Origin of the sequence: Streptomyces sp. A2-16 (assembly GCF_018128905.1) — a bacterium.
In the GTDB taxonomy this organism is placed as follows: domain Bacteria; phylum Actinomycetota; class Actinomycetes; order Streptomycetales; family Streptomycetaceae; genus Streptomyces.
In genome coordinates, this window is record NZ_CP063808.1 from 2,107,225 (window position 1) to 2,126,964 (window position 19,740).

At 71.6% G+C, this 19,740-nt stretch carries 16 protein-coding genes; 10 read left to right on the forward strand and 6 right to left on the reverse strand.

The genetic code is table 11. The features are described 5' to 3' along the window. Positions 1–37 precede the first annotated feature (37 nt). From IOD14_RS09645 to IOD14_RS44220, 8 genes are all read left to right on the forward strand, one after another. Positions 38–724, forward strand: a complete 687-nt coding sequence (locus IOD14_RS09645; protein ID WP_212670050.1) for a response regulator — start codon at positions 38–40, stop codon at positions 722–724. 140 nt (positions 725–864) lie between these two features. Beyond that, the gene (locus IOD14_RS09650) at positions 865–3,570 is read left to right on the forward strand and encodes a DNA translocase FtsK (RefSeq protein ID WP_249125884.1); all 2,706 of its coding nucleotides are present in this window, start codon (positions 865–867) and stop codon (positions 3,568–3,570) included. A gap of 244 nt (positions 3,571–3,814) precedes the next feature. Further along, positions 3,815–4,651, forward strand: a complete 837-nt coding sequence (locus IOD14_RS09655; protein WP_123991977.1) for a helix-turn-helix domain-containing protein — start codon at positions 3,815–3,817, stop codon at positions 4,649–4,651. A gap of 92 nt (positions 4,652–4,743) precedes the next feature. Next, a complete protein-coding gene (gene rimO, locus IOD14_RS09660; RefSeq protein ID WP_123991978.1) occupies positions 4,744–6,240 on the forward strand; it encodes a 30S ribosomal protein S12 methylthiotransferase RimO in 1,497 nt (498 codons plus the stop codon). Continuing rightward, positions 6,237–7,109, forward strand: a complete 873-nt coding sequence (gene pgsA, locus IOD14_RS09665; RefSeq protein ID WP_123991979.1) for a CDP-diacylglycerol--glycerol-3-phosphate 3-phosphatidyltransferase — start codon at positions 6,237–6,239, stop codon at positions 7,107–7,109. The genes rimO and pgsA overlap by 4 nt, the downstream gene beginning before the upstream one ends. Further along, positions 7,106–7,651 (forward strand): CinA family protein, encoded by a 546-nt coding sequence (locus IOD14_RS09670; protein ID WP_212670052.1) that lies wholly within the window; start codon positions 7,106–7,108, stop codon positions 7,649–7,651. Before pgsA ends, IOD14_RS09670 begins: the two co-directional genes overlap by 4 nt. Before the next feature lie 109 nt (positions 7,652–7,760). Next, a complete protein-coding gene (locus IOD14_RS09675; RefSeq protein WP_007385114.1) occupies positions 7,761–8,141 on the forward strand; it encodes a helix-turn-helix transcriptional regulator in 381 nt (126 codons plus the stop codon). Between the two features lie 208 nt (positions 8,142–8,349). Continuing rightward, positions 8,350–8,664: a hypothetical protein gene (locus IOD14_RS44220; protein ID WP_249125885.1), complete on the forward strand. Its 315-nt coding sequence runs from the start codon at positions 8,350–8,352 to the stop codon at positions 8,662–8,664. On the opposite strand, the gene IOD14_RS09680 is transcribed toward IOD14_RS44220, so the two are convergent. From IOD14_RS09680 to IOD14_RS09695, 4 genes are all read right to left on the reverse strand, one after another. Then, entirely contained in the window at positions 8,612–9,376 is a 765-nt protein-coding gene (locus tag IOD14_RS09680) for an SDR family NAD(P)-dependent oxidoreductase (RefSeq protein ID WP_212670053.1), read from the reverse strand. The genes IOD14_RS44220 and IOD14_RS09680 overlap by 53 nt on opposite strands. A 32-nt stretch (positions 9,377–9,408) precedes the next feature. After that, the gene (locus tag IOD14_RS09685; protein ID WP_212670054.1) at positions 9,409–10,263 is read right to left on the reverse strand and encodes an Fpg/Nei family DNA glycosylase; all 855 of its coding nucleotides are present in this window, start codon (positions 10,261–10,263) and stop codon (positions 9,409–9,411) included. A 47-nt stretch (positions 10,264–10,310) separates the two neighbouring features. Continuing rightward, positions 10,311–15,269 (reverse strand): ATP-dependent helicase, encoded by a 4,959-nt coding sequence (locus IOD14_RS09690; RefSeq protein ID WP_212670055.1) that lies wholly within the window; start codon positions 15,267–15,269, stop codon positions 10,311–10,313. A gap of 389 nt (positions 15,270–15,658) precedes the next feature. Beyond that, positions 15,659–16,603, reverse strand: a complete 945-nt coding sequence (locus tag IOD14_RS09695) for a hypothetical protein (protein WP_123991985.1) — start codon at positions 16,601–16,603, stop codon at positions 15,659–15,661. Between the two features lie 80 nt (positions 16,604–16,683). Here IOD14_RS09695 and IOD14_RS09700 point away from each other — a divergent pair, with 80 nt between their 5' ends. Next, positions 16,684–16,878 carry a DUF3046 domain-containing protein gene (locus IOD14_RS09700; RefSeq protein ID WP_123991986.1) on the forward strand — a complete coding sequence of 65 codons (195 nt, stop codon included), beginning with the start codon at positions 16,684–16,686 and terminating at the stop codon, positions 16,876–16,878. Positions 16,879–17,003: 125 nt separating this feature from the next. Beyond that, complete coding sequence (locus tag IOD14_RS09705; protein ID WP_123991987.1) at positions 17,004–18,263, forward strand: AI-2E family transporter; 1,260 nt, start codon at positions 17,004–17,006, stop codon at positions 18,261–18,263. A 51-nt stretch (positions 18,264–18,314) separates the two neighbouring features. Here IOD14_RS09705 and IOD14_RS09710 read toward each other — a convergent pair whose 3' ends face one another. Together IOD14_RS09710 and IOD14_RS09715 are read right to left on the reverse strand one after the other, a co-directional pair. Continuing rightward, positions 18,315–19,115: a hypothetical protein gene (locus IOD14_RS09710; protein WP_249125886.1), complete on the reverse strand. Its 801-nt coding sequence runs from the start codon at positions 19,113–19,115 to the stop codon at positions 18,315–18,317. Next, on the reverse strand, positions 19,115–19,519 hold the full coding sequence (locus tag IOD14_RS09715; protein WP_212670056.1) for a hypothetical protein: 405 nt from the start codon (positions 19,517–19,519) through the stop codon (positions 19,115–19,117). The genes IOD14_RS09710 and IOD14_RS09715 overlap by 1 nt, the downstream gene beginning before the upstream one ends. Between the last annotated feature and the right edge of the window lie 221 nt (positions 19,520–19,740).

A 19,740-nucleotide genomic window follows, 5' to 3' on the forward strand; every position in this document is an offset into this window, starting at 1 on the left:
GGCGCCCGGTGCACATCCGGGGCGAGGAGGGCGGGCCATGGTGCAGAAGGCCAAGATCCTCCTGGTCGATGACCGGCCGGAGAATCTGCTGGCGCTGGAGGCCATCCTCTCCGCGCTCGATCAGACACTGGTGCGGGCATCGTCCGGGGAGGAAGCACTCAAGGCACTGCTCACGGACGACTTCGCGGTGATTCTGCTGGACGTCCAGATGCCGGGCATGGACGGTTTCGAGACCGCCGCGCACATCAAGCGGCGGGAGCGGACCCGGGACATCCCGATCATCTTCCTCACCGCCATCAACCACGGTCCGCATCACACCTTCCGGGGGTATGCGGCAGGCGCGGTGGACTACATCTCCAAGCCCTTCGACCCGTGGGTGCTGCGCGCGAAGGTCTCCGTGTTCGTCGAGCTCTACATGAAGAACTGCCAGCTGCGCGAGCAGGCGGCGCTGCTGCGGCTCCAGTTGGAGGGCGGCGGCCAGGGCAAGGCGGCGATCGGGGACGCGAAGGAGCCCGCCGGGCTGCTCGCCGAGCTGTCGGCGCGGCTCGCGGCGGTCGAGGAGCAGGCGGAGGCGCTGTCCAAACAACTGGACGACGAGTCCGCGGACGCGGCCGCGGTGGCCACAGCGGCCCATCTCGAACGCAAACTCACGGGGTTGCGGCGGGCGCTGGACGCCCTGGAGCCCGGGACCGGGAGCTCTCCTTCGGTGCCCTCGCAGAACTGACGCGGGGTCGCGGGTGAGCGTGCGTCAGTTCACCTGTTCCTCAAGCGTGCGTCAGTTCCACGCCTCCCCAGAAGCGACACGAACGGGTGAAGCACCGGGCACACGTGTCCGTTGCCTCCTCCACCGGTAACCTCACACCCATGGCCTCACGTCCCTCCGCAGCCAAGAAGCAGCCCGCTAAGAAGGCTGCCGCTCCCGCGAAGGGTCCGGCGAAGAAGGCCGCTGCCAAGAAGGCACCGGCGAAGAAGGCACCCGCCAGGAAGGCCGCGGCGAAGAAGGCCGCGCCGCCGAGGCCGGCGCCCAGCCCGACCGGTGGCGTCCTGCGGCTCATCCGTGCCGTATGGCTCGGCCTCGCCCACGCCGTCGGCGCGGTGTTCCGCGGGATAGGGCAAGGTGCGAAGAACCTCGACCCCGCGCACCGGAAGGACGGCGTGGCACTCCTGCTGCTCGCCCTCGGCCTGATCGTCGCCGCCGGCACCTGGTCGAACCTGCGTGGCCCCGTCGGCGACCTCGTCGAGATCATCGTGACGGGCGCCTTCGGCCGGCTCGACCTGCTCGTGCCGATACTGCTCGCGGTCATCGCCGTGCGGTTCATCCGGCACCCCGAGAAGCCCGAGGCCAACGGCCGGATCGTGATCGGTCTGTCGGCGCTCGTCATCGGTGTGCTCGGCCAGGTGCACATCGCCTGCGGCTCGCCCGCCCGCAGCGCCGGCATGCAGGCGATAAGGGACGCCGGCGGCCTCATCGGCTGGGGAGCGGCCACCCCGCTGACGTACACCATGGGCGAGGTCCTCGCCGTACCGCTGCTCGTGCTGCTGACGGTCTTCGGGCTGCTCGTCGTCACGGCCACCCCGGTCAACGCCATTCCGCGGCGGCTGCGGGAGCTCGGGGTACGGCTCGGGATCGTCCACGACCCGGTGGTGGACGAGTTCGGCGAGGACGACGAGCGCTACGACGAGCAGTGGCGTGAGGCGCTGCCCGCGCGTGGGCGCAGGCGAGGTCCCGCGCCCGAGTCGTACGACCCGGACGGCGCCGAGCAGGAGGCCCTCTCGCAGCGCCGGGGGCGCCCCCGGCGTTCCGCCGTGCCGCAGCCCGCGATGGACCGGCAGATGGACGCCGTGGACATCGCCGCGGCCGCCGCCGCGGACCTGGACGGCGTCGTCATGCACGGTCTGCCGCCCTCGCCGCTGGTCGCCGACCTCACCCAGGGCGTCAGTGTGGGCGACCGGGTGGAGACGACCCCCGTACCCACCCCGGTACCGGCCGCGCGGCCGAAGCAGGAGAAGCTCAAGGTCGAGGTCGCCGACCTCACCAAGCCCGCTCCCGAGGCTCCGAGCGAACTGCCCGCCCGCGCGGAGCAGCTTCAGCTCTCCGGCGACATCACCTACTCGCTGCCCTCCCTCGACCTCCTGGAGCGCGGCGGGCCGGGCAAGGCGCGCAGTGCGGCCAACGACGCCATAGTCGCGTCGCTGACGAACGTCTTCACGGAGTTCAAGGTCGACGCCGCCGTCACCGGCTTCACGCGCGGGCCGACGGTCACGCGCTACGAGGTCGAGCTCGGACCCGCCGTGAAGGTCGAGCGGATCACCGCGCTCGCCAAGAACATCGCGTACGCCGTCGCCAGCCCGGACGTGCGGATCATCAGCCCGATCCCCGGCAAGTCCGCGGTCGGCATCGAGATCCCGAACACCGACCGGGAGATGGTCAACCTCGGTGACGTGCTGCGGCTCGCGGCCGCCGCCGAGGACGAGCACCCCATGCTGGTGGCGCTCGGCAAGGACGTCGAGGGCGGCTATGTGATGGCCAACCTGGCGAAGATGCCGCACGTGCTCGTCGCCGGAGCCACCGGTTCCGGTAAGTCGTCGTGCATTAACTGCTTGATCACTTCCATCATGGTGCGCGCGACGCCCGAGGACGTGCGCATGGTCCTCGTCGACCCCAAGCGGGTGGAGCTGACGGCCTACGAGGGCATCCCGCACCTGATCACGCCGATCATCACCAACCCGAAGCGGGCCGCCGAGGCGCTCCAGTGGGTCGTGCGGGAGATGGACCTGCGCTACGACGACCTGGCGGCGTACGGCTTCCGGCACATCGACGACTTCAACGAGGCCATCAGGAACGGCAAGGTCAAGCTGCCCGAGGGCAGCGAGCGCGAGCTCCAGCCGTACCCGTATCTGCTGGTGATCGTCGACGAGCTCGCCGACCTGATGATGGTCGCCCCGCGGGACGTCGAGGATGCGATCGTGCGGATCACGCAGCTCGCGCGCGCGGCCGGCATCCACCTGGTGCTCGCCACCCAGCGGCCGTCGGTGGACGTCGTCACCGGTCTGATCAAGGCGAACGTGCCCTCGCGGCTCGCCTTCGCCACCTCCTCGCTCGCCGACTCGCGGGTCATCCTCGACCAGCCGGGCGCCGAGAAGCTGATCGGCAAGGGCGACGGGCTCTTCCTGCCGATGGGGGCCAACAAGCCCACCCGTATGCAGGGCGCCTTCGTGACCGAGGACGAGGTCGCGGCGATCGTCCAGCACTGCAAGGACCAGATGGCGCCGGTCTTCCGGGACGACGTCGTCGTGGGCACCAAGCAGAAGAAGGAGATCGACGAGGAGATCGGCGACGACCTCGACCTGCTGTGCCAGGCGGCCGAGCTGGTCGTCTCCACACAGTTCGGGTCGACCTCCATGCTCCAGCGCAAGCTGCGGGTCGGGTTCGCGAAGGCGGGCCGGTTGATGGACCTGATGGAGTCCCGGGGCATCGTCGGACCCAGCGAGGGATCCAAGGCTCGTGACGTTCTTGTGAAGGCTGACGAGCTGGACGGAGTGCTCGCGGTGATCCGCGGGGAGGCTTAAGGGGAGCCCGGAGCGGGTGCGGCCACCGATGTTCGATCGTGACTCACCCGTAAGGGATCATCGAGCAACCGTTTCCCTTCGGCGTACGTCAAGTTGAGGGAAGCGAAAAGCTGCTGCCCCACCATCGGCGTGTTCGGCCATACCGATGGCGTACAAAGTCCCACCGCCCGGTTGCCCCACCCTTTCGCACCCCCCCTAGACTGAACCTCCAGCACAGGTGGCTAAACGCTCGAAAGGCGCCCCCGTGTCCATCGGCAACTCCCCTGAAGACGAGCGTCCGTTCGAAGACGACCCGCAGGAAGCCCGCCTCTCCGTCGGCCACGCCCTGAAACAGGCGCGGATCGCGGCCGGGCTGACCGTCGACGACGTCAGCAACGCCACCAGGGTCCGCATCGCCATCGTGCATGCCATCGAGGCGGACGACTTCGCCCCCTGCGGTGGCGATGTGTACGCCCGGGGCCACATCCGGACCCTGGCCAAGGCCGTCCATCTGGATCCGGCCCCCCTTCTGGACCAGTACGCCGCCGATCACGGCGGCGGGCGTCCGGCCCCGACCCCGGCCGCCCCGCTGTTCGAGGCGGAACGTATCCGCCCCGAGCGGCGCGGTCCCAACTGGACCGCGGCCATGGTCGCCGCGATCGTGGCCGTCGTCGGCTTCGTCGGGTTCACCGCCTTCAAGGGCGGCGACGACGGCGGAACGACACAGGTCGCCGACGGCACCACGCCCGCCACCAGCAAGGCTCCGACGCCCAAGTCCGACAAGAAGACCAAGGACCCGAAGCCCACGCCGTCCGACAGCGCCATCGCGGCCGCGCCCCAGGACAAGGTGACCGTGCAGGTCAGCGCCGCCGACGGCAAGAGCTGGATCCTCGCCAAGGACCACAACGGCCGGACCCTGTTCGACGGACTGCTCAAGCAGGGCGACAGCAAGACCTTCCAGGACAGCGACAAGATCAACCTCGTCCTCGGCGACGCCGGGGCGATCCAGCTGTTCGTCAACGGCAAGAAGATCGACGACGACTGGCAGCCCGGAGCCGTGGAGCGCCTGACGTACACGAAGGGCGACCCGCAGGTCGGATAGCTCGCGGGCGGTTCTTCGCGGTGAAGGGGTTGGCCGGGCTCGGCCAACCCCTTCGACATGGGGTGTCAGTGGGACGAAGTAGTCTTGAGCCCATGCCTGAACGCCGTACCGTCGCACTTGTCACTCTTGGCTGCGCCCGCAACGAGGTGGACTCGGAGGAGCTCGCAGGCCGTTTGGAGGCGGACGGCTGGGATCTCGTGGAGGACGCCGCCGACGCGGACGTCGCCGTCGTCAACACCTGTGGCTTCGTCGAGGCCGCCAAGAAGGACTCCGTCGACGCCCTCCTGGAGGCCAACGACCTCAAGGGGCACGGCAGAACCCAGGCCGTCGTGGCGGTGGGCTGCATGGCCGAGCGGTACGGCAAGGACCTCGCCGAGGCGCTGCCGGAAGCGGACGGGGTGCTCGGCTTCGATGACTACGCCGACATCTCCGACCGGCTCCAGACGATCCTCAGCGGTGGCGTGCACGCCGCGCACACCCCGCGCGACCGCCGCAAGCTGCTGCCGATCAGCCCCGCCCAGCGCCAGGAGTCGGCGGCGTCCGTCGCGCTGCCCGGGCACGGCCCGGCCGCCGAAGCCCCCGAGGCGGCTCCCGCGGACCTTCCGGAGGGGCTCGCTCCGGCCTCCGGCCCCCGTGCGCCCCTGCGCCGCCGGCTGGACGGCTCTCCCGTCGCCTCCGTGAAGCTCGCCTCCGGCTGCGACCGGCGCTGCTCCTTCTGCGCCATCCCGTCCTTCCGCGGCTCCTTCATCTCGCGCCGCCCCTCCGACGTGCTGAACGAGACGCGCTGGCTGGCCGAGCAGGGCGTCAAGGAGATCATGCTGGTCTCCGAGAACAACACGTCCTACGGCAAGGACCTCGGCGACATCCGCCTGCTGGAGTCCCTGCTGCCCGAGCTCGCCGAGGTGGACGGCCTCGAGCGCGTGCGCGTGAGCTACCTCCAGCCCGCCGAGATGCGGCCCGGGCTGATCGACGTGCTCACCTCCACGCCCAAGGTCGTGCCCTACTTCGACCTGTCCTTCCAGCACTCCGCCCCCGGCGTGCTGCGCGCCATGCGCCGCTTCGGCGACACCGACCGCTTCCTGGAGCTCCTCGACACCATCCGCGGCAAGGCCCCCGAGGCCGGCGTGCGCTCCAACTTCATCGTGGGCTTCCCCGGCGAGACCGAGGCCGACCTCGCCGAGCTGGAGCGGTTCCTGAACGGCGCGCGACTGGACGCCATCGGCGTCTTCGGGTACTCCGACGAGGAGGGAACCGAAGCGGCGACGTACGACAACAAGCTGGACGAGGACCTCGTCGCCGAGCGGCTGGCACGTGTGTCCCGGCTCGCCGAGGAACTCGTCTCGCAGCGCGCCGAGGAGCGCGTCGGCGAGACCGTGCACGTGCTGGTCGAGTCCGTGGACGAGGAGGGTGTGCACGGCCGCGGCGCGCACCAGGCGCCGGAGACCGACGGCCAGGTGCTGCTCACGAGCGGCGAAGGTCTGAGCGTCGGTCGTATGGTCGAGGCGAAGGTGGTCGGTACGGAAGGTGTCGACCTGGTGGCCGAGCCGCTCGACGGCTCGCTCGCGTGTAGTGAGGAGGCGGGCAGATGACCGGAGTTCCGGCGTCCGCTGCGGGTGGCCCCTCCGCCGCGAAGGGCGGACCGGCGAGCGGAGTCTCGGGCGCCGCGTCCGGCGCGGCACCGAGCGCTCCTGCGGACGTGGTCTCCGGTACGGCCGGTGAGGCTCAGGTGAGTGCGGTTCCGGTGGCGGCTCCCGAGGCGCGGGCGGCCGTGGTCCCCGGCGCGGGTGTCGTCCCCGACCTGGCGTCGGAGGACGCCGACTCGGCAGCCAAGCCTCCGCGCGGCAAGAAGATCGCGGCCGCCGCCGTCAACCAGGCCAGCGTCTGGAACATCGCCAATCTGCTGACCATGCTCCGGCTGGTCCTCGTGCCCGGCTTCGTCGCCCTGATGCTCGCCGACGGCGGGCACGACCCCGCGTGGCGGTCATTCGCCTGGGCGGCCTTCTCGGTCGCCATGATCACCGACCTGTTCGACGGGCACCTGGCCCGCACGTACAACCTCGTCACCGACTTCGGGAAGATCGCCGACCCCATCGCCGACAAGGCGATCATGGGTGCGGCGCTGATCTGTCTCTCCGGGCTCGGCGACCTGCCCTGGTGGGTGACGCTCGTCATCCTCGGCAGGGAACTCGGGATCACCCTGCTGCGTTTCCTCGTCATCCGGTACGGCGTGATCCCGGCGAGCCGGGGCGGCAAGCTCAAGACCCTCAGCCAGGGCATCGCCGTGGGGATGTACATCCTGGCGCTGACGGGGTGGCTGGCCACCGCGCGGTTCTGGGTGATGGCCGTGGCGGTCGTGCTGACCGTCGCGACCGGGCTCGACTATGTGAGACAGGCCATTGTGCTGCGCAGGCAGGGAATCGCCGAGCGCGCGGCGGCGTTGGAGGAGACGGAAGCGTGAATTCCCCGGCCGCCCAAGTGGTGCGACTACTCACCGTGAAGGGTCAGACGCTCGCGGTCGCCGAGTCGCTCACGGGCGGACTGGTTGCGGCGGAAATCACAGCGGCCCCCGGCGCGTCCAAGGCGTTCCGTGGGTCGGTGACCGCCTACGCCACCGAACTGAAGCATGAGCTGCTGGGTGTCGACGCCACCCTGCTGGACCAGCGAGGTGCGGTGGATCCGCAGGTCGCGGCCCAGATGGCGGCCGGAGTGCGCAAGGCGCTCGGCGCCGACTGGGGCATCGCGACCACCGGAGTGGCCGGCCCGGAACCACAGGACGGCAAGCCCGTCGGAACGGTTTTCGTGGCTGTCGACGGCCCCTTCACGGATGCTTCCGAGGCAGCGAGTGGCGGGAAAGTGGCCGCGCTGCGGTTGAACGGCGACCGCGCGGAAATTCGTATGGAGAGTGTACGGAGCGTACTCGCACTCCTCCTGGAAGAGCTTGCGAGCGAACAGACCGGGAATGAGCGGGCACAGGATACGGAACGGAACGGGGGGTTTTGATGTTTGCAGCCCTGAGTGAACACGACATCGCTCCCCGCACGGCCGCGGCGCAAGGCGGTACGGTGGGGCGTGAAGGATGCGGCTACGCGGTCCGAGGAGGGAGCCACCGATGATTCTGCTCCGTCGCCTGCTGGGTGACGTGCTGCGTCGGCAGCGCCAACGCCAGGGCCGTACTCTGCGCGAAGTCTCCTCGTCCGCCCGAGTCTCACTCGGCTATCTCTCCGAGGTGGAGCGGGGGCAGAAGGAGGCTTCCTCCGAGCTGCTCTCCGCGATCTGCGACGCGCTGGACGTACGGATGTCCGAACTCATGCGGGAAGTGAGCGACGAGCTCGCCCTCGCCGAGCTGGCCCAGTCCGCTGCGGCCACCCCCAGCGAGCCCGTACCGGCGCCCGTGCGCCCGATGCTGGGTTCCGTCTCGGTGAAGGGTGTGCCACCGGAACGGGTGACCATCAAGGCGCCCAGCGAAGCGGTGGACGTCGTCGCGGCCTGATGCTCACGCCTGGTGCGCCATGAGCTGATGGCGCACCGAACGGGAAGTCTGCGAGGCCCCGGACGGGCTTCTCCAGTTGATCTGGAGAGGCGCCGGTCGGGGTTTTCGTGCATCTTGGAGCGACGGCCGCTCGGTGCGTCCGTGTGCCCTCGGTGCGCCCTCCCCGTGGCTGGGGCGGCCGTCTAGCGTCCGGGCTGGAGGTGGCTGCATGGCGGGGCCGACAGTACGCCGGGGCGTGGCCTTCGGGCTCGGGGCGCTGTGGTGGTGGGCCGTGGCGCGACTGGTGCTGGCGCCGGACGCCGGGGCGCTCGAGGGGGCGGTCGCGGCGGGTGGATGGGGGCTGAGCCTGCTGCCGGTGCACTGTGTGCCGAAGGCGCGGGCCGCGGGGGCCGTGGCCGCCGGGCGGTGGCGCCAGGCGTGGCGGGCGGGGAGTCCTACCGGGGCCGGGCGGGCCGGTGCGGCGGGGGCTGCTACCACGGCATCGCGACCCCGCCGTTCGGGCGGAGGATCTGGCCCGTCGTGAAGGACGAGGCGTCGGAGGCCAGGTAGAGGACGGCGTGGGCGATGTCCTCCGGTTCGCCGACCCGCTTGAGCGGTGACATGCGGGACATGAGCGCCTCGGTGTGGGCCTGGGCGTCCTCGTCGTGCCGGTCGGTCATCGGGGTGCGGATCCAGCCGGGCGCGACGGCGTTGACCCGGATGCCGTACCGGCCGACTTCGGTGGCCAGGGTCTTCGTCAGCTGGACCACGGCTGCCTTGGCCGCGCCGTAGCAGAGCAGGCCGGGACCGCCCGTGTCCACGGCTCCGGAGGCCATCGTGACGATGCTGCCCCGCGTCCTCCGGTCGACCATCAGGCGGGCCGCCTCCTGGCAGGCGCGGAGCACACCTTTGAAGTTGACGTCCAGGACGCGGTCGAGGTCCTCGTCCCGCGTCTCCAGGACCGGGCTGCTGTGCATGATCCCGGCGACCGCGGCCAGCACGTCCAGGCGCTCGCAGGAGGTGATGGCCCGGCGGAGCTGCTCGCGGTCGGTGACGTCCAGGGGGTGGGTGTGCGCGGTGCCGCCGGCGTCCTTGATGAGGCCGGCCGTCTCGTGCAGGCCCTTCTCGTCGCGGTCCGCGCAGTGCACGGTGGCGCCCGCCTCGGCGAGCAGGACGGCGGACGCGCGGCCGATGCCGCTCGCGGCGCCGGTGATGAACGCGGTGCGTCCGGTGAGGTCGTACGCGCTGACGGCCATGGAGCGACGGTACGAGCGTTTCTGACGGACCGTCAATCAGTCGTACGGCGTGAGGTTCCGGGGTGTGCTCCGCCGGGTGTCCTGCGGTGCGGGCTCGGGGCCGGGCCCGTCTGGCAGCGGGGACACCAGTACGTGGGGCGCTCCCGGGAGCCGTCGCCCTGGTCGGCGATGCGGATCGAGGTGCGGCAGCGGAGGCAGGGGCGGCGGGCGCGGCCGTAGACGAACAGGTCCTGGCCGCGGCGGCCGGTCGTGGTGCGGACCGGGCGCTCACGGTTGGCCTCCAGGAGCTTCTTGGCGAGCGCGGGGAGCTGTGCCGCGAGGTCGGCGGGGAGGGCGCCGACGGGGAGCCAGGGGGTGGCGCCGAGCAGGAAGCACAGTTCGCTCTTGTAGACATTGCCGATGCCGGCGAGATTGCGCTGGTCGAGGAGGGCCTCGCCGAGGGGGCGGGCGGGGTCCTTGAGGAGGTTGCCGAGGGCGCGCTCGGGGTTCCAGTCCGGGCCCAGGAGATCGGGGCCCAGGTGACCGACGGCCTTGTGCTCGTCCGCGGTGCGGATCAGTTCGAGGACGGGGAGGCGGTAGCCCACGGCCGCGCGGTCCGTGTTGGCCAGGATCGCGCGGATCTGGTGCGCGGGGCCGCCCGTCCAGCGCTGGTCGTGCGCGTACACCTTCCAGGAGCCGTCCATGCGGAGGTGCGAGTGGAGGGTCAGGCCGCCCTCGATACGGGTGAGCAGGTGCTTGCCCCGAGGAGTGACGTCGAGGACCCTGCGTCCGGTGAGGTCGGCTGTGGCGAACTTCGGCACCCGTAGGTCGCTGCGGGTCAGCACTTTGTCCGCGAGGGCGCTGTGCAGGCGTTTCGCGGACTGCCAGACCGTGTCTCCTTCGGGCATGCGTCAAGGGTGGCACGGGGGGAGGGAGCCGGGCGTGAGTGCGGTGGTCATGCGCGCAGGCGCAGGCCCCGGGGGGTGGCGATGAAGCCCGCTGTCTCCAGGAGGGTGCCCAGGGGGGAGGTCAGGGCTGAGGCGCCGTTGATCCGTTCCACCGTGACGGTGCCCAGGGAGCCGGCCTTGGCGGCCGCGGCGAGGGCCTCGGAGCCGATGCGCAGACGGGGATCGTCGGCCGGGGCGGTGTCGGGGGCGGAGGGCCAGGCCAGGAGGGTCTTGCCGCCCCGCTCCATGTAGAGCGTGAGCTCGCCGTCCACGAGGACCACGAGGGAGCCCGCCTTGCGGCCCGGCTTGTGGCCCGCCTCGGTCGGAGGGTCGGGCCAGGGCAGGGCGGCGCCGTAGGCGTTGGCCGGGTCGGCCGCGGCCAGGACGACGGCTCGGGAGGCGTCGGAGGTGTTGGACCTGCGGTTGCCGAAGCCGGAACCGTACGCGGGGGCGCCCTGCCAGTGCTGGGGGGTGGGCTGGGGCGGATAGTCGCGCGGTGAGACGTACTCGTCCCGGGAGGCGGGGGAGGCGGAAGACCTGGGGGACGGGGATCCGGAGGTGAGGTCCGGTCCGGTTTCCGGGCCGGGGGCGTGGGGGTTGTCGAAGGCCCGGGTCCAGTCCCAGTCCTCGGCTGCGGGATCGGCCGGTGCGGGGTTGTGGGGCGCGTCGGAAGCCCAGGTGGGCTCCCAGCTGTCGGGAGCCGCGCTCTCGGGCACGGGCTCGCCGCGGTCTCGGGCGTTGGACACCGCGCGGAGGCGGTCGACCGCGCCGTCCATCGCGAACTGGGCGGCGCCGAGGCCCTCCACGACGTAGCCGCGCCGGGCCTGTCCGCTGTCCTCGAAGGCGGAGAGGATGCGGTACGTCGCCGAGAAGCCGCCCTCCACGCCCTCCGCCGAGACGGCTCCCCGGGTGACCACTCCGTGGCGGTCGAGGAGGGTCCGGGCCAGGGCGTGGGCCCGCACGGTCGGGTCGGCCTCGCGCTGCGGGAGCAGGGACCAGCGGCCGGCGACGGTCGGCGGGCCGGTGCGGGAGGCGGTGCGGGCGGCCGCCGTGAGGGAGCCGTAGCGGCCGCGGGGGATCGTTCGTTTGGCGCGGTGGGCGGTGGAACCGGCGGTGCGGCCGGAGCCCAGCAGGGAGCGCATGGGGGTGAGCGTGTCGTTGCTGAGCCGGCCCGACCAGGCCAGGTCCCATACGGCGTCGGCCAGTTGGGGGTCGGTGGCGTCCGGGTGGGTGGTGGCGCGGACCTGGTCGGCGATCTGGCGGAAGAACAGGCCGTAGCCGCCGGTGAGGGCGTCCAGGACGGACTGATGGAGGGCCGTCAGCTCCAGGGGGTGGGGCGGCGGCAGGAGGAGCGGTGCCGCGTCCGCCAGGTACAGGGAGACCCAGCCGTCCTTGCCGGGGAGCGCGCCCGCACCCGCCCACACGATCTCTCCGGCCGCGGTGAGTTCGTCGAGCATGGCCGGGGTGTAGTTCGTGACGCGTGACGGCAGGACGAGCTTCTCCAGGGCGGAGGCGGGCACCGAGGCGCCCTGCAACTGCTCCACGGCACGCACGAGTCCGTCGATGCCGCGCAGGGAGTGCCCCTTTCCGATGTGCTGCCACTGCGGGAGGAACTGGGCGAGGGCCGGTGGCGGCACCGGTTCGAGTTCGTGGCGCAGGGCGGCCAGGGAGCGGCGGCGCAGGCGGCGGAGCACGGTCGCGTCGCACCACTCCTGGCCGATGCCCGCCGGGTGGAACTCTCCCTGGACGACCCGCCCGCTCGCCGCCAGGCGCTGCAGCGCGCCCTCGGTGACCGCCGTGCCCAGCCCGAAGCGGGCGGCGACCGTCGCCGAGGTGAAGGGGCCGTGGGTGCGGGCATAGCGGGCGAGGAGATCGCCGAGGGGGTCCTTGACCGGTTCGGTGAAGGCCTCCGGGACACCGACCGGCAGCGCTGTGCCGAGCGCGTCGCGCAGGCGGCCCGCGTCCTCGATCGCCGCCCAGTGGTCGGCGCCCGCGACCCGGACCCTGATCGCGCGACGGGCTCCGGCGAGGTCGCGCGCCCACTGGGGCTCGGCGCCCCGGTCGGCCAGCTCGGCGTCCGTGAGCGGGCCGAGCACACGGAGGATGTCGGCGACCCCTTCCGCGTCCTTGACGCGGCGGTCCTCGGTGAGCCACTGGAGCTCGCGCTCCAGCTCGGTCAGGACCTCGGCGTCGAGCAGCTCGCGCAGCTCCGCCTGCCCCAGCAGCTCGGCCAGCAGCCGGGAGTCCAGTGACAGGGCCGCCGCCCGGCGCTCGGCGAGGGGAGAGTCGCCCTCGTACAGGAACTGGGCGACGTAGCCGAAGAGCAGGGACCGGGCGAAGGGGGAGGGCTCGGGGGTGGTGACCTCGACCAGGCGGACCCGGCGCGACTCCAGGTCGCCCATCAGCTCGACGAGGCCGGGGACGTCGAAGACGTCCTGGAGGCACTCACGGACCGCCTCCAGGACGATCGGGAACGAACCGAACTCGCTCGCCACCTGCAGCAGCTGGGAAGCGCGCTGGCGCTGCTGCCACAGGGGGGTGCGCTTGCCGGGGTTGCGGCGCGGCAGCAGGAGCGCGCGGGCGGCGCATTCGCGGAAGCGGGAGGCGAACAGGGCCGAGCCGCCGACCTGGTCGGTGACGACCTGGTCGACCTCGCCCTTGTCGAAGACGACGTCCGCCGCGCCCACCGGGGCCTGTTCGGCGTCGTACTCCGTGCCCGTCCTGGTCGGCTCCCGGTCGAGGAGGTCCAGGCTCATCATGTCGGCGTCGGGCAGCCGCAGGACGATGCCGTCGTCGGCGTGCATGACCTGTGCGTCCATGCCGTAGCGCTCGGAGAGCTTGGCGCCGAGGGCGAGCGCCCAGGGGGCGTGGACCTGGGCGCCGAAGGGGGAGTGGACGACGACCCGCCAGTCGCCGAGTTCGTCCCGGAAGCGCTCCACGACGATCGTCCGGTCGTCCGGGACATGGCCGCAGGCCTCGCGCTGTTCGTCCAGGTAGGACAGGACGTTGTCCGCCGCCCACGCGTCCAGGCCCGCGGCGAGGAGACGCAGCCGGGCGTCCTCCTTGGACAGGGAGCCGACCTCGCGGAGGAACGCGCCCACCGCGCGGCCCAGCTCCAGGGGACGGCCCAGCTGGTCGCCCTTCCAGAAGGGGAGCCTGCCGGGGACGCCGGGGGCGGGGGACACCAGGACGCGGTCACGGGTGATGTCCTCGATGCGCCAGGAGCTGGTGCCGAGCGTGAACACGTCCCCGACACGTGACTCGTAGACCATCTCCTCGTCGAGCTCGCCGACCCTTCCGCCGCCCTTCTTGGGGTCGGAGCCGGCGAGGAAGACACCGAAGAGACCGCGGTCGGGAATGGTGCCGCCGGAGGTGACGGCGAGGCGCTGGGCGCCCGGACGGCCGGTGATCGTGCCGGCGATGCGGTCCCAGACCACGCGCGGACGCAGTTCGGCGAAGGCGTCGGAGGGGTAGCGGCCGGCGAGCATGTCCAGAACCGCGGTGAAGGCGGACTCGGGCAGGGAGGCGAAAGGGGCCGCCCTTCGGACCGTGGCGAGGAGGTCGTCGAGCTGCCAGGTGTCCATCGCGGTCATCGCGACGAGCTGCTGGGCGAGGACGTCCAAGGGGTTCGCGGGGACCTTGAGGGACTCGATGGAACCGGTCCGCATGCGTTCCGTGACGACCGCCGCCTGGACCAGGTCGCCGCGGTACTTCGGGAAGACCACGCCGGTGGAGACCGCGCCGACCTGGTGGCCCGCGCGGCCGACGCGCTGCAGGCCGGAGGCCACGGACGGGGGCGACTCGACCTGGATGACGAGATCCACCGCGCCCATGTCGATGCCGAGTTCGAGGCTCGATGTCGCCACTACGGCGGGGAGGCGACCCGCCTTGAGGTCCTCCTCGACCAGGGCGCGCTGTTCCTTGGAGACCGAGCCGTGGTGGGCCCGGGCGATGACCTGGGGTGCGCCCTGGGCCGCGCCTGAGCCGCCCATGAGCTCGGCCGGGGCGTGGTGTTCGTCCAGGGGCTCACCGGTGGCTCGCTCGTAGGCGATCTCGTTGAGGCGGTTGCAGAGGCGCTCCGCGAGGCGGCGGGAGTTCGCGAAGACGATCGTGGAGCGGTGGGACTGGACGAGGTCGGTGATGCGCTCCTCCACGTGCGGCCAGATGGAGGGGCGCTCCGCGCCTTCGTTGCCCTCGGCGACCGGGGAACCGCCGAGTTCGCCGAGGTCCTCCACCGGGACCACGACCGAGAGGTCGAACTCCTTGCCGGACTTCGGCTGGACGATCTCCACCTTGCGCTGGGGGGAGAGGTAGCGGGCGATCTCGTCCACCGGGCGGACCGTGGCGGAGAGGCCGATGCGGCGGGCCGGCTTCGGCAGGAGTTCGTCCAGGCGCTCCAGGGACAGGGCGAGGTGGGCGCCGCGCTTGGTGCCGGCCACGGCATGGACCTCGTCGAGGATCACTGTCTCGATGCCCGTGAGGGCGTCCCGGGTCGCCGACGTCAGCATCAGGAACAGGGATTCCGGGGTGGTGATCAGGATGTCCGGGGGGCGGGTGGAGAGGGCTCGGCGCTCGGCCGCGGGGGTGTCCCCGGAGCGGATGCCGACCTTGATCTCGGGCTCCGGCAGGCCGAGGCGGACGGATTCCTGGCGGATGCCGGTGAGGGGGCTGCGGAGGTTGCGCTCCACGTCGACGGCGAGGGCCTTGAGGGGGGAGACGTACAGGACCCGGCAGCGCTTCTTGGGGTCCGCGGGTGGGGGTGTGGAGGCCAGCTGGTCCAGGGCGGCGAGGAAGGCGGCGAGGGTCTTGCCCGAGCCGGTGGGGGCGACGACGAGTACGTCCGAGCCCTCCGCGATGGCCTGCCATGCTCCGGCCTGGGCGGTGGTGGGTGCGTCGAACGCACCCGTGAACCAGCCGCGGGTGGCGGGGGAGAAGCCGTTCAGGGCTCGGTGTGCTGGGCTGACCATGGGTCCATCCTGCACCCGGGCACTGACAATCCCTCCGGGGGCGGGGCGGGGCGGGGCGGGGCGGGGTTCGGGGTGGGGCGGGGTTCGTGGTGAGGGGGGGGGTGTGCCTGCGGGTCGGTGGGGGCTGGGCGCGCAGTTCCTCGCGCCCCTGATGCCTGCGGCGGCCTGTTTCGGTTCGGTGGGGGCTGTTGTAGCGCGTGCGGGTGCGTTGTGGGTCGGGGCCGGGGTGGGGGGTGTCCGTCCTCGGTCCGGCGGCTCGGTCACTTGAGCAGTGCTCGGTAACGGACGCCGGCCGCTGCGGGCGGACACCCCCCACCCCGTCCCCTGCGCGCCGTCGGCGGCTTTACGAGCGTCCACCGTCCCGTTTCAGGGAGTCGCGGGGTGGTTGTTCAGCCCACCTCTCGGCCGTATGCGCGCAGGGTCTGGAGGGACTGGATGGTGGCCATGGGGCGGGCTTCGAAGGGGGTGGTGGGGGCCCAGTGGGGTCGGTGGAGTGGCCAGCCGCCGTCCTGTTGCTGCTCGGCTGCGAGGAAGTCGAGTGAGCGGGAGATCTCGTCGTCCGTGAACCAGGTGCGTGCGAGGGAGTCCGGGGTTTTCGCGTAGTCGTGCGGGAAGTGGTGGCCGCCCGGGGGGTAGCCGGGGGAGACGGGGAACGCGTCGAGGTTCGAGGGGTCCAGGGCGGCCAGGCGTTGCTCGCGGACCAGGCGGCCCAGGCGGTCGGCGGTCGCCTGGGCGCGTGAGCGGTCGGGGGCCGAGTCGAGGAAGGTCAGGGCGGCCTGGATCTCGTACGGGTGGGACACCTGGAGGGAGTCCACCGCCTGCCAGCAGAAGTCCGTGGCCCGGAACAGCCACGCGTGCCACACCTCGTTGCGGTGCAGCAGGCCGACCACGGGGCCGGTGGTCAGCAGGTCGCTCGCAGGGGAGTCCAGGACCGGCAGGGAGGGGGCCGTCGGATAACCGCGCTGGGCGGGAGTGACCGCCGGGAGGGCGCCGTCCGGGGTGGACACGGAGGTGAGATAGCGGCACACGCGCTCCACGCGCTGTCCGCCGCAGCGACCGACCGCGTCCAGGACCCGCAGGGCATGACCGGTGTGCACGGGCTGGCTGACCGGGCCGCGCAGATCGGGCTCCAGCGCGTGGCCGTAGCCGCCGTCCGCGTTGCGGTAGGCGTCCAGGGCCGCCTCCACCGGGTCGGGGCCGCCGTTCAGGAAGTGATACGCGAACAGACGCTGTTCCAGCACCCGCGCGGTGAGCCAGACGAAGTGCTCGGCACGGAAGAGCGGGGAGTGCGCCGGTGGCGTCTGGGGGAGTGGGGAAACTCCTGTTTCGGGCATGCGTCAGACCGTAGGGCGGAAAGCGGTCTCGGCAAGCGGTCCCGGCCGAGGCCCACCCTCAGGGGCGGGATACTGACGTCATGCGGTTGACGGTTTTCTGGCAGCGGATGGCGGAACACTTCGGTCCGGGGTACGCCGACACCTTCGCGCGCGATCATGTGATGGCGGAGCTCGGCGGACGCACGGTGCACGAGGCGCTGGACGCGGGCTGGGACGCCAAGGACGTGTGGCGCGTGGTCTGCACCGTGATGAACGTTCCGGGGGAGCGGCACTGATACGGCGTGGACGTTCCGCGGAGAAGTGCAGACCGGGCGTGAACATCTCACGAAAGAGCCACTGACCGGTCACGAAGATCGCAGGACGGGATCCGATTGTCAGTCATGTGGGCGAGACTTGCAGCGTGGCACCCACTGACGAGTCCGGGCAGGCAGCCCAGCAGGCATCTCCGTTCGGCACGACGCCGCCCACCCGGCCCCCGGCCGTCGACGCGGGGCCGAACGCCCGCATGCCGCGCTGGCTTCCACGCGCCATGGTGCTCGCGCTGACGCTCTTCGCCGTCTTCCAGCTCGGCAGTTGGGCCTTCCACCAGCTGATCGGCCTGCTGATCAACATCCTCATCGCGTTCTTCCTGGCCCTGGCCATAGAACCCGCGGTGAGCAAGATGGCCGCCCGCGGCATGCGCAGAGGGCTCGCCACCTTCCTCGTCTTCTTCGCGGTGCTGATCGCGGTCGCCGGCTTCGTCACGCTCCTCGGTTCGATGCTCGCGGGCCAGATCATCAAGATCGTCGAGGACTTCCCCGACTACCTCGACTCCGTCATCGCCTGGATCAACGGCCACTTCCACACCGAGCTGAAGCGGGTGGACGTCCAGGAGGGGCTGCTGCGCTCCGACTGGCTGCGCAACTACGTGCAGAACAGCGCCAGCGGTGTGCTGGACGTCTCCGCCCAGGTGCTCGGAGGGCTCTTCCAGCTGCTGACGATCGCACTGTTCTCGTTCTACTTCGCCGCGGACGGCCCACGGCTGCGCCGCGCGATCTGCTCCGTGCTGCCGCCCGCCCGGCAGGCCGAGGTGCTGCGCGCGTGGGAGATCGCCGTCGACAAGACCGGCGGCTACCTCTACTCACGCGGTCTGATGGCGCTCGTCTCCGGATTCGCGCACTTCGTCCTGCTGCAGGCCCTGGACGTGCCGTACGCGCCCGTGCTCGCCGTGTGGGTCGGTCTGGTCTCGCAGTTCATCCCCACCATCGGCACCTATCTCGCGGGCGCCCTGCCCATGCTGATCGCCTTCACGGTCGATCCCTGGTACGCGCTGTGGGTGCTCATCTTCGTGGTGATCTACCAGCAGTTCGAGAACTACGTGCTCCAGCCCAAGCTGACCTCGAAGACCGTCGACATCCACCCCGCGGTCGCCTTCGGCTCGGTCATCGCGGGCACCGCCCTGCTCGGCGCGGTCGGTGCCCTGATCGCTATCCCTGCCGTCGCCACGCTCCAGGCGTTCCTGGGGGCGTACGTGAAGCGGTACGACGTCACGGACGACCCCCGTGTCCACGGGCACCGGAGGAGGGGTGAGGCGCCCTCGCCCCTCACGCGCGCGCGTGCGCTGTGGGAGCGGCGGCGGCCGGGGCCGCAGGAATCCGCCGACGGCGACGGCTCGTCCTGAGGGTGCATGGGTGCAGCCGGGCGCCGGTTCCGTGGATGAAGGGTTCCGGGTTCAGTAGGTGAGGGCGGCCCACACCGCGGTGCCGACGACGGCCGTGACGTAGCAGCCGATCGCCGCGTACAGGATCCGTCGCCGTAGCGGCTCGCTCCAGGTGGTGTGCGACAGCAGCCAGGCCAGTGCGGGAAGGACCAGGACCGCGTGCAGGCTCACTCCGTGCAGCGGCTTGAGCGCGGCGGTCGAGTGGTAGGCCGCCTCCTGGTGACCGGTGCGGGTGAGGACGACACCGCGCGCGATCATCGCGGCGCCGGAGGCGAGCGCGACCAGCAGGACGGCGAACCCCGACCGCACCGCGAGGTCCATCCCCGCCGGGCCCGAGGGCCGCTGCCTGAAGGACGCGACCGCGAACACCGTCAGGAGCACCACCAGAACGCCGCCGCCCACCGCGAGCGTCATGGACACCACCGTGTCGAAGGGTGTCTCCATGTCGAGGTGCGAGGGCACCCCGCGCCACGCCTGGAGGGTGATGCCGCCCACCTCCACCGCGCAGTCCGCCGCGAACACCGCGAGCAGCAGGGTCCGCAGCCGGGGGCCGACGCTCAGATACGACGTGACCCAGGTGACCGCGATCAGGGTCACCCCGAAGGACAGCCCGAACGTCACCGGCTTGCGCCAGGAGACCGGCCCGTCCCAGGGGCCGCCGTCCACGGCGAACACCACCAGGTGGGCGAGCCCGGAGAGGACCAGGAGGAGGCCGGTGGCGTGGCAGAGACGTTCCACGCGGCGGGCCCCGGCGGGCCGCGGTACCGGTGGCCCGGTCGTCACCGCGAGCACGTCCGTCCGGACCGGGTCCATCAGGACCGCGCTCCCTTCCGGGCCAGGACCGCCGCGGCCCCGGCGATCACCAGGGCGGCCAGGGCGACGAGTTCGGCGACCGTCGAGGCGATGAGCGCGGTGTCCCCCGAGGAGAGATGGTCGCCGGTGTCCGGCGTCAGGATCGCGCCCACGCCGATGAACAGACCGACGCCGAGGGCGAGCCCGGTCGTCCAGCCGTTCGTGCGCCACGCAAGCAGGGTCGCCGCCACGAGCGCGATGACGAGGCCGGGCGGCACGGTGGGATAGTCCGCGCCGGCGGCGATCTGGCCCGCTATGGACGCGGCCAGAAGCAGCAGTGCGGACAGGGTCGCGATCACGGCAGGGGGGCGTGCCGTCGCGCTGTCGTTCCGGGTCGTGCCTCGAGTGCTCGTCGTGGTCTCCATGGCACAAGACTCGCGAGCATGGCCCGGCCCGTCGTCGTACTGCCGAAGACACCTGAAGTACGCCGCGGGAAGTAGCCGGAGGGGCTCGCGGAAGCCGTCGGAGTGCGCTCTCAGGAAGTGCCGTGGGTGCCGCGTGGTGCGCTTGACACGAAAATCGAACATCCATTCTTATGGAAGCTCCGGCGAAGCGGGCAACGGGCGTTTCGACATGGTTTGCATGG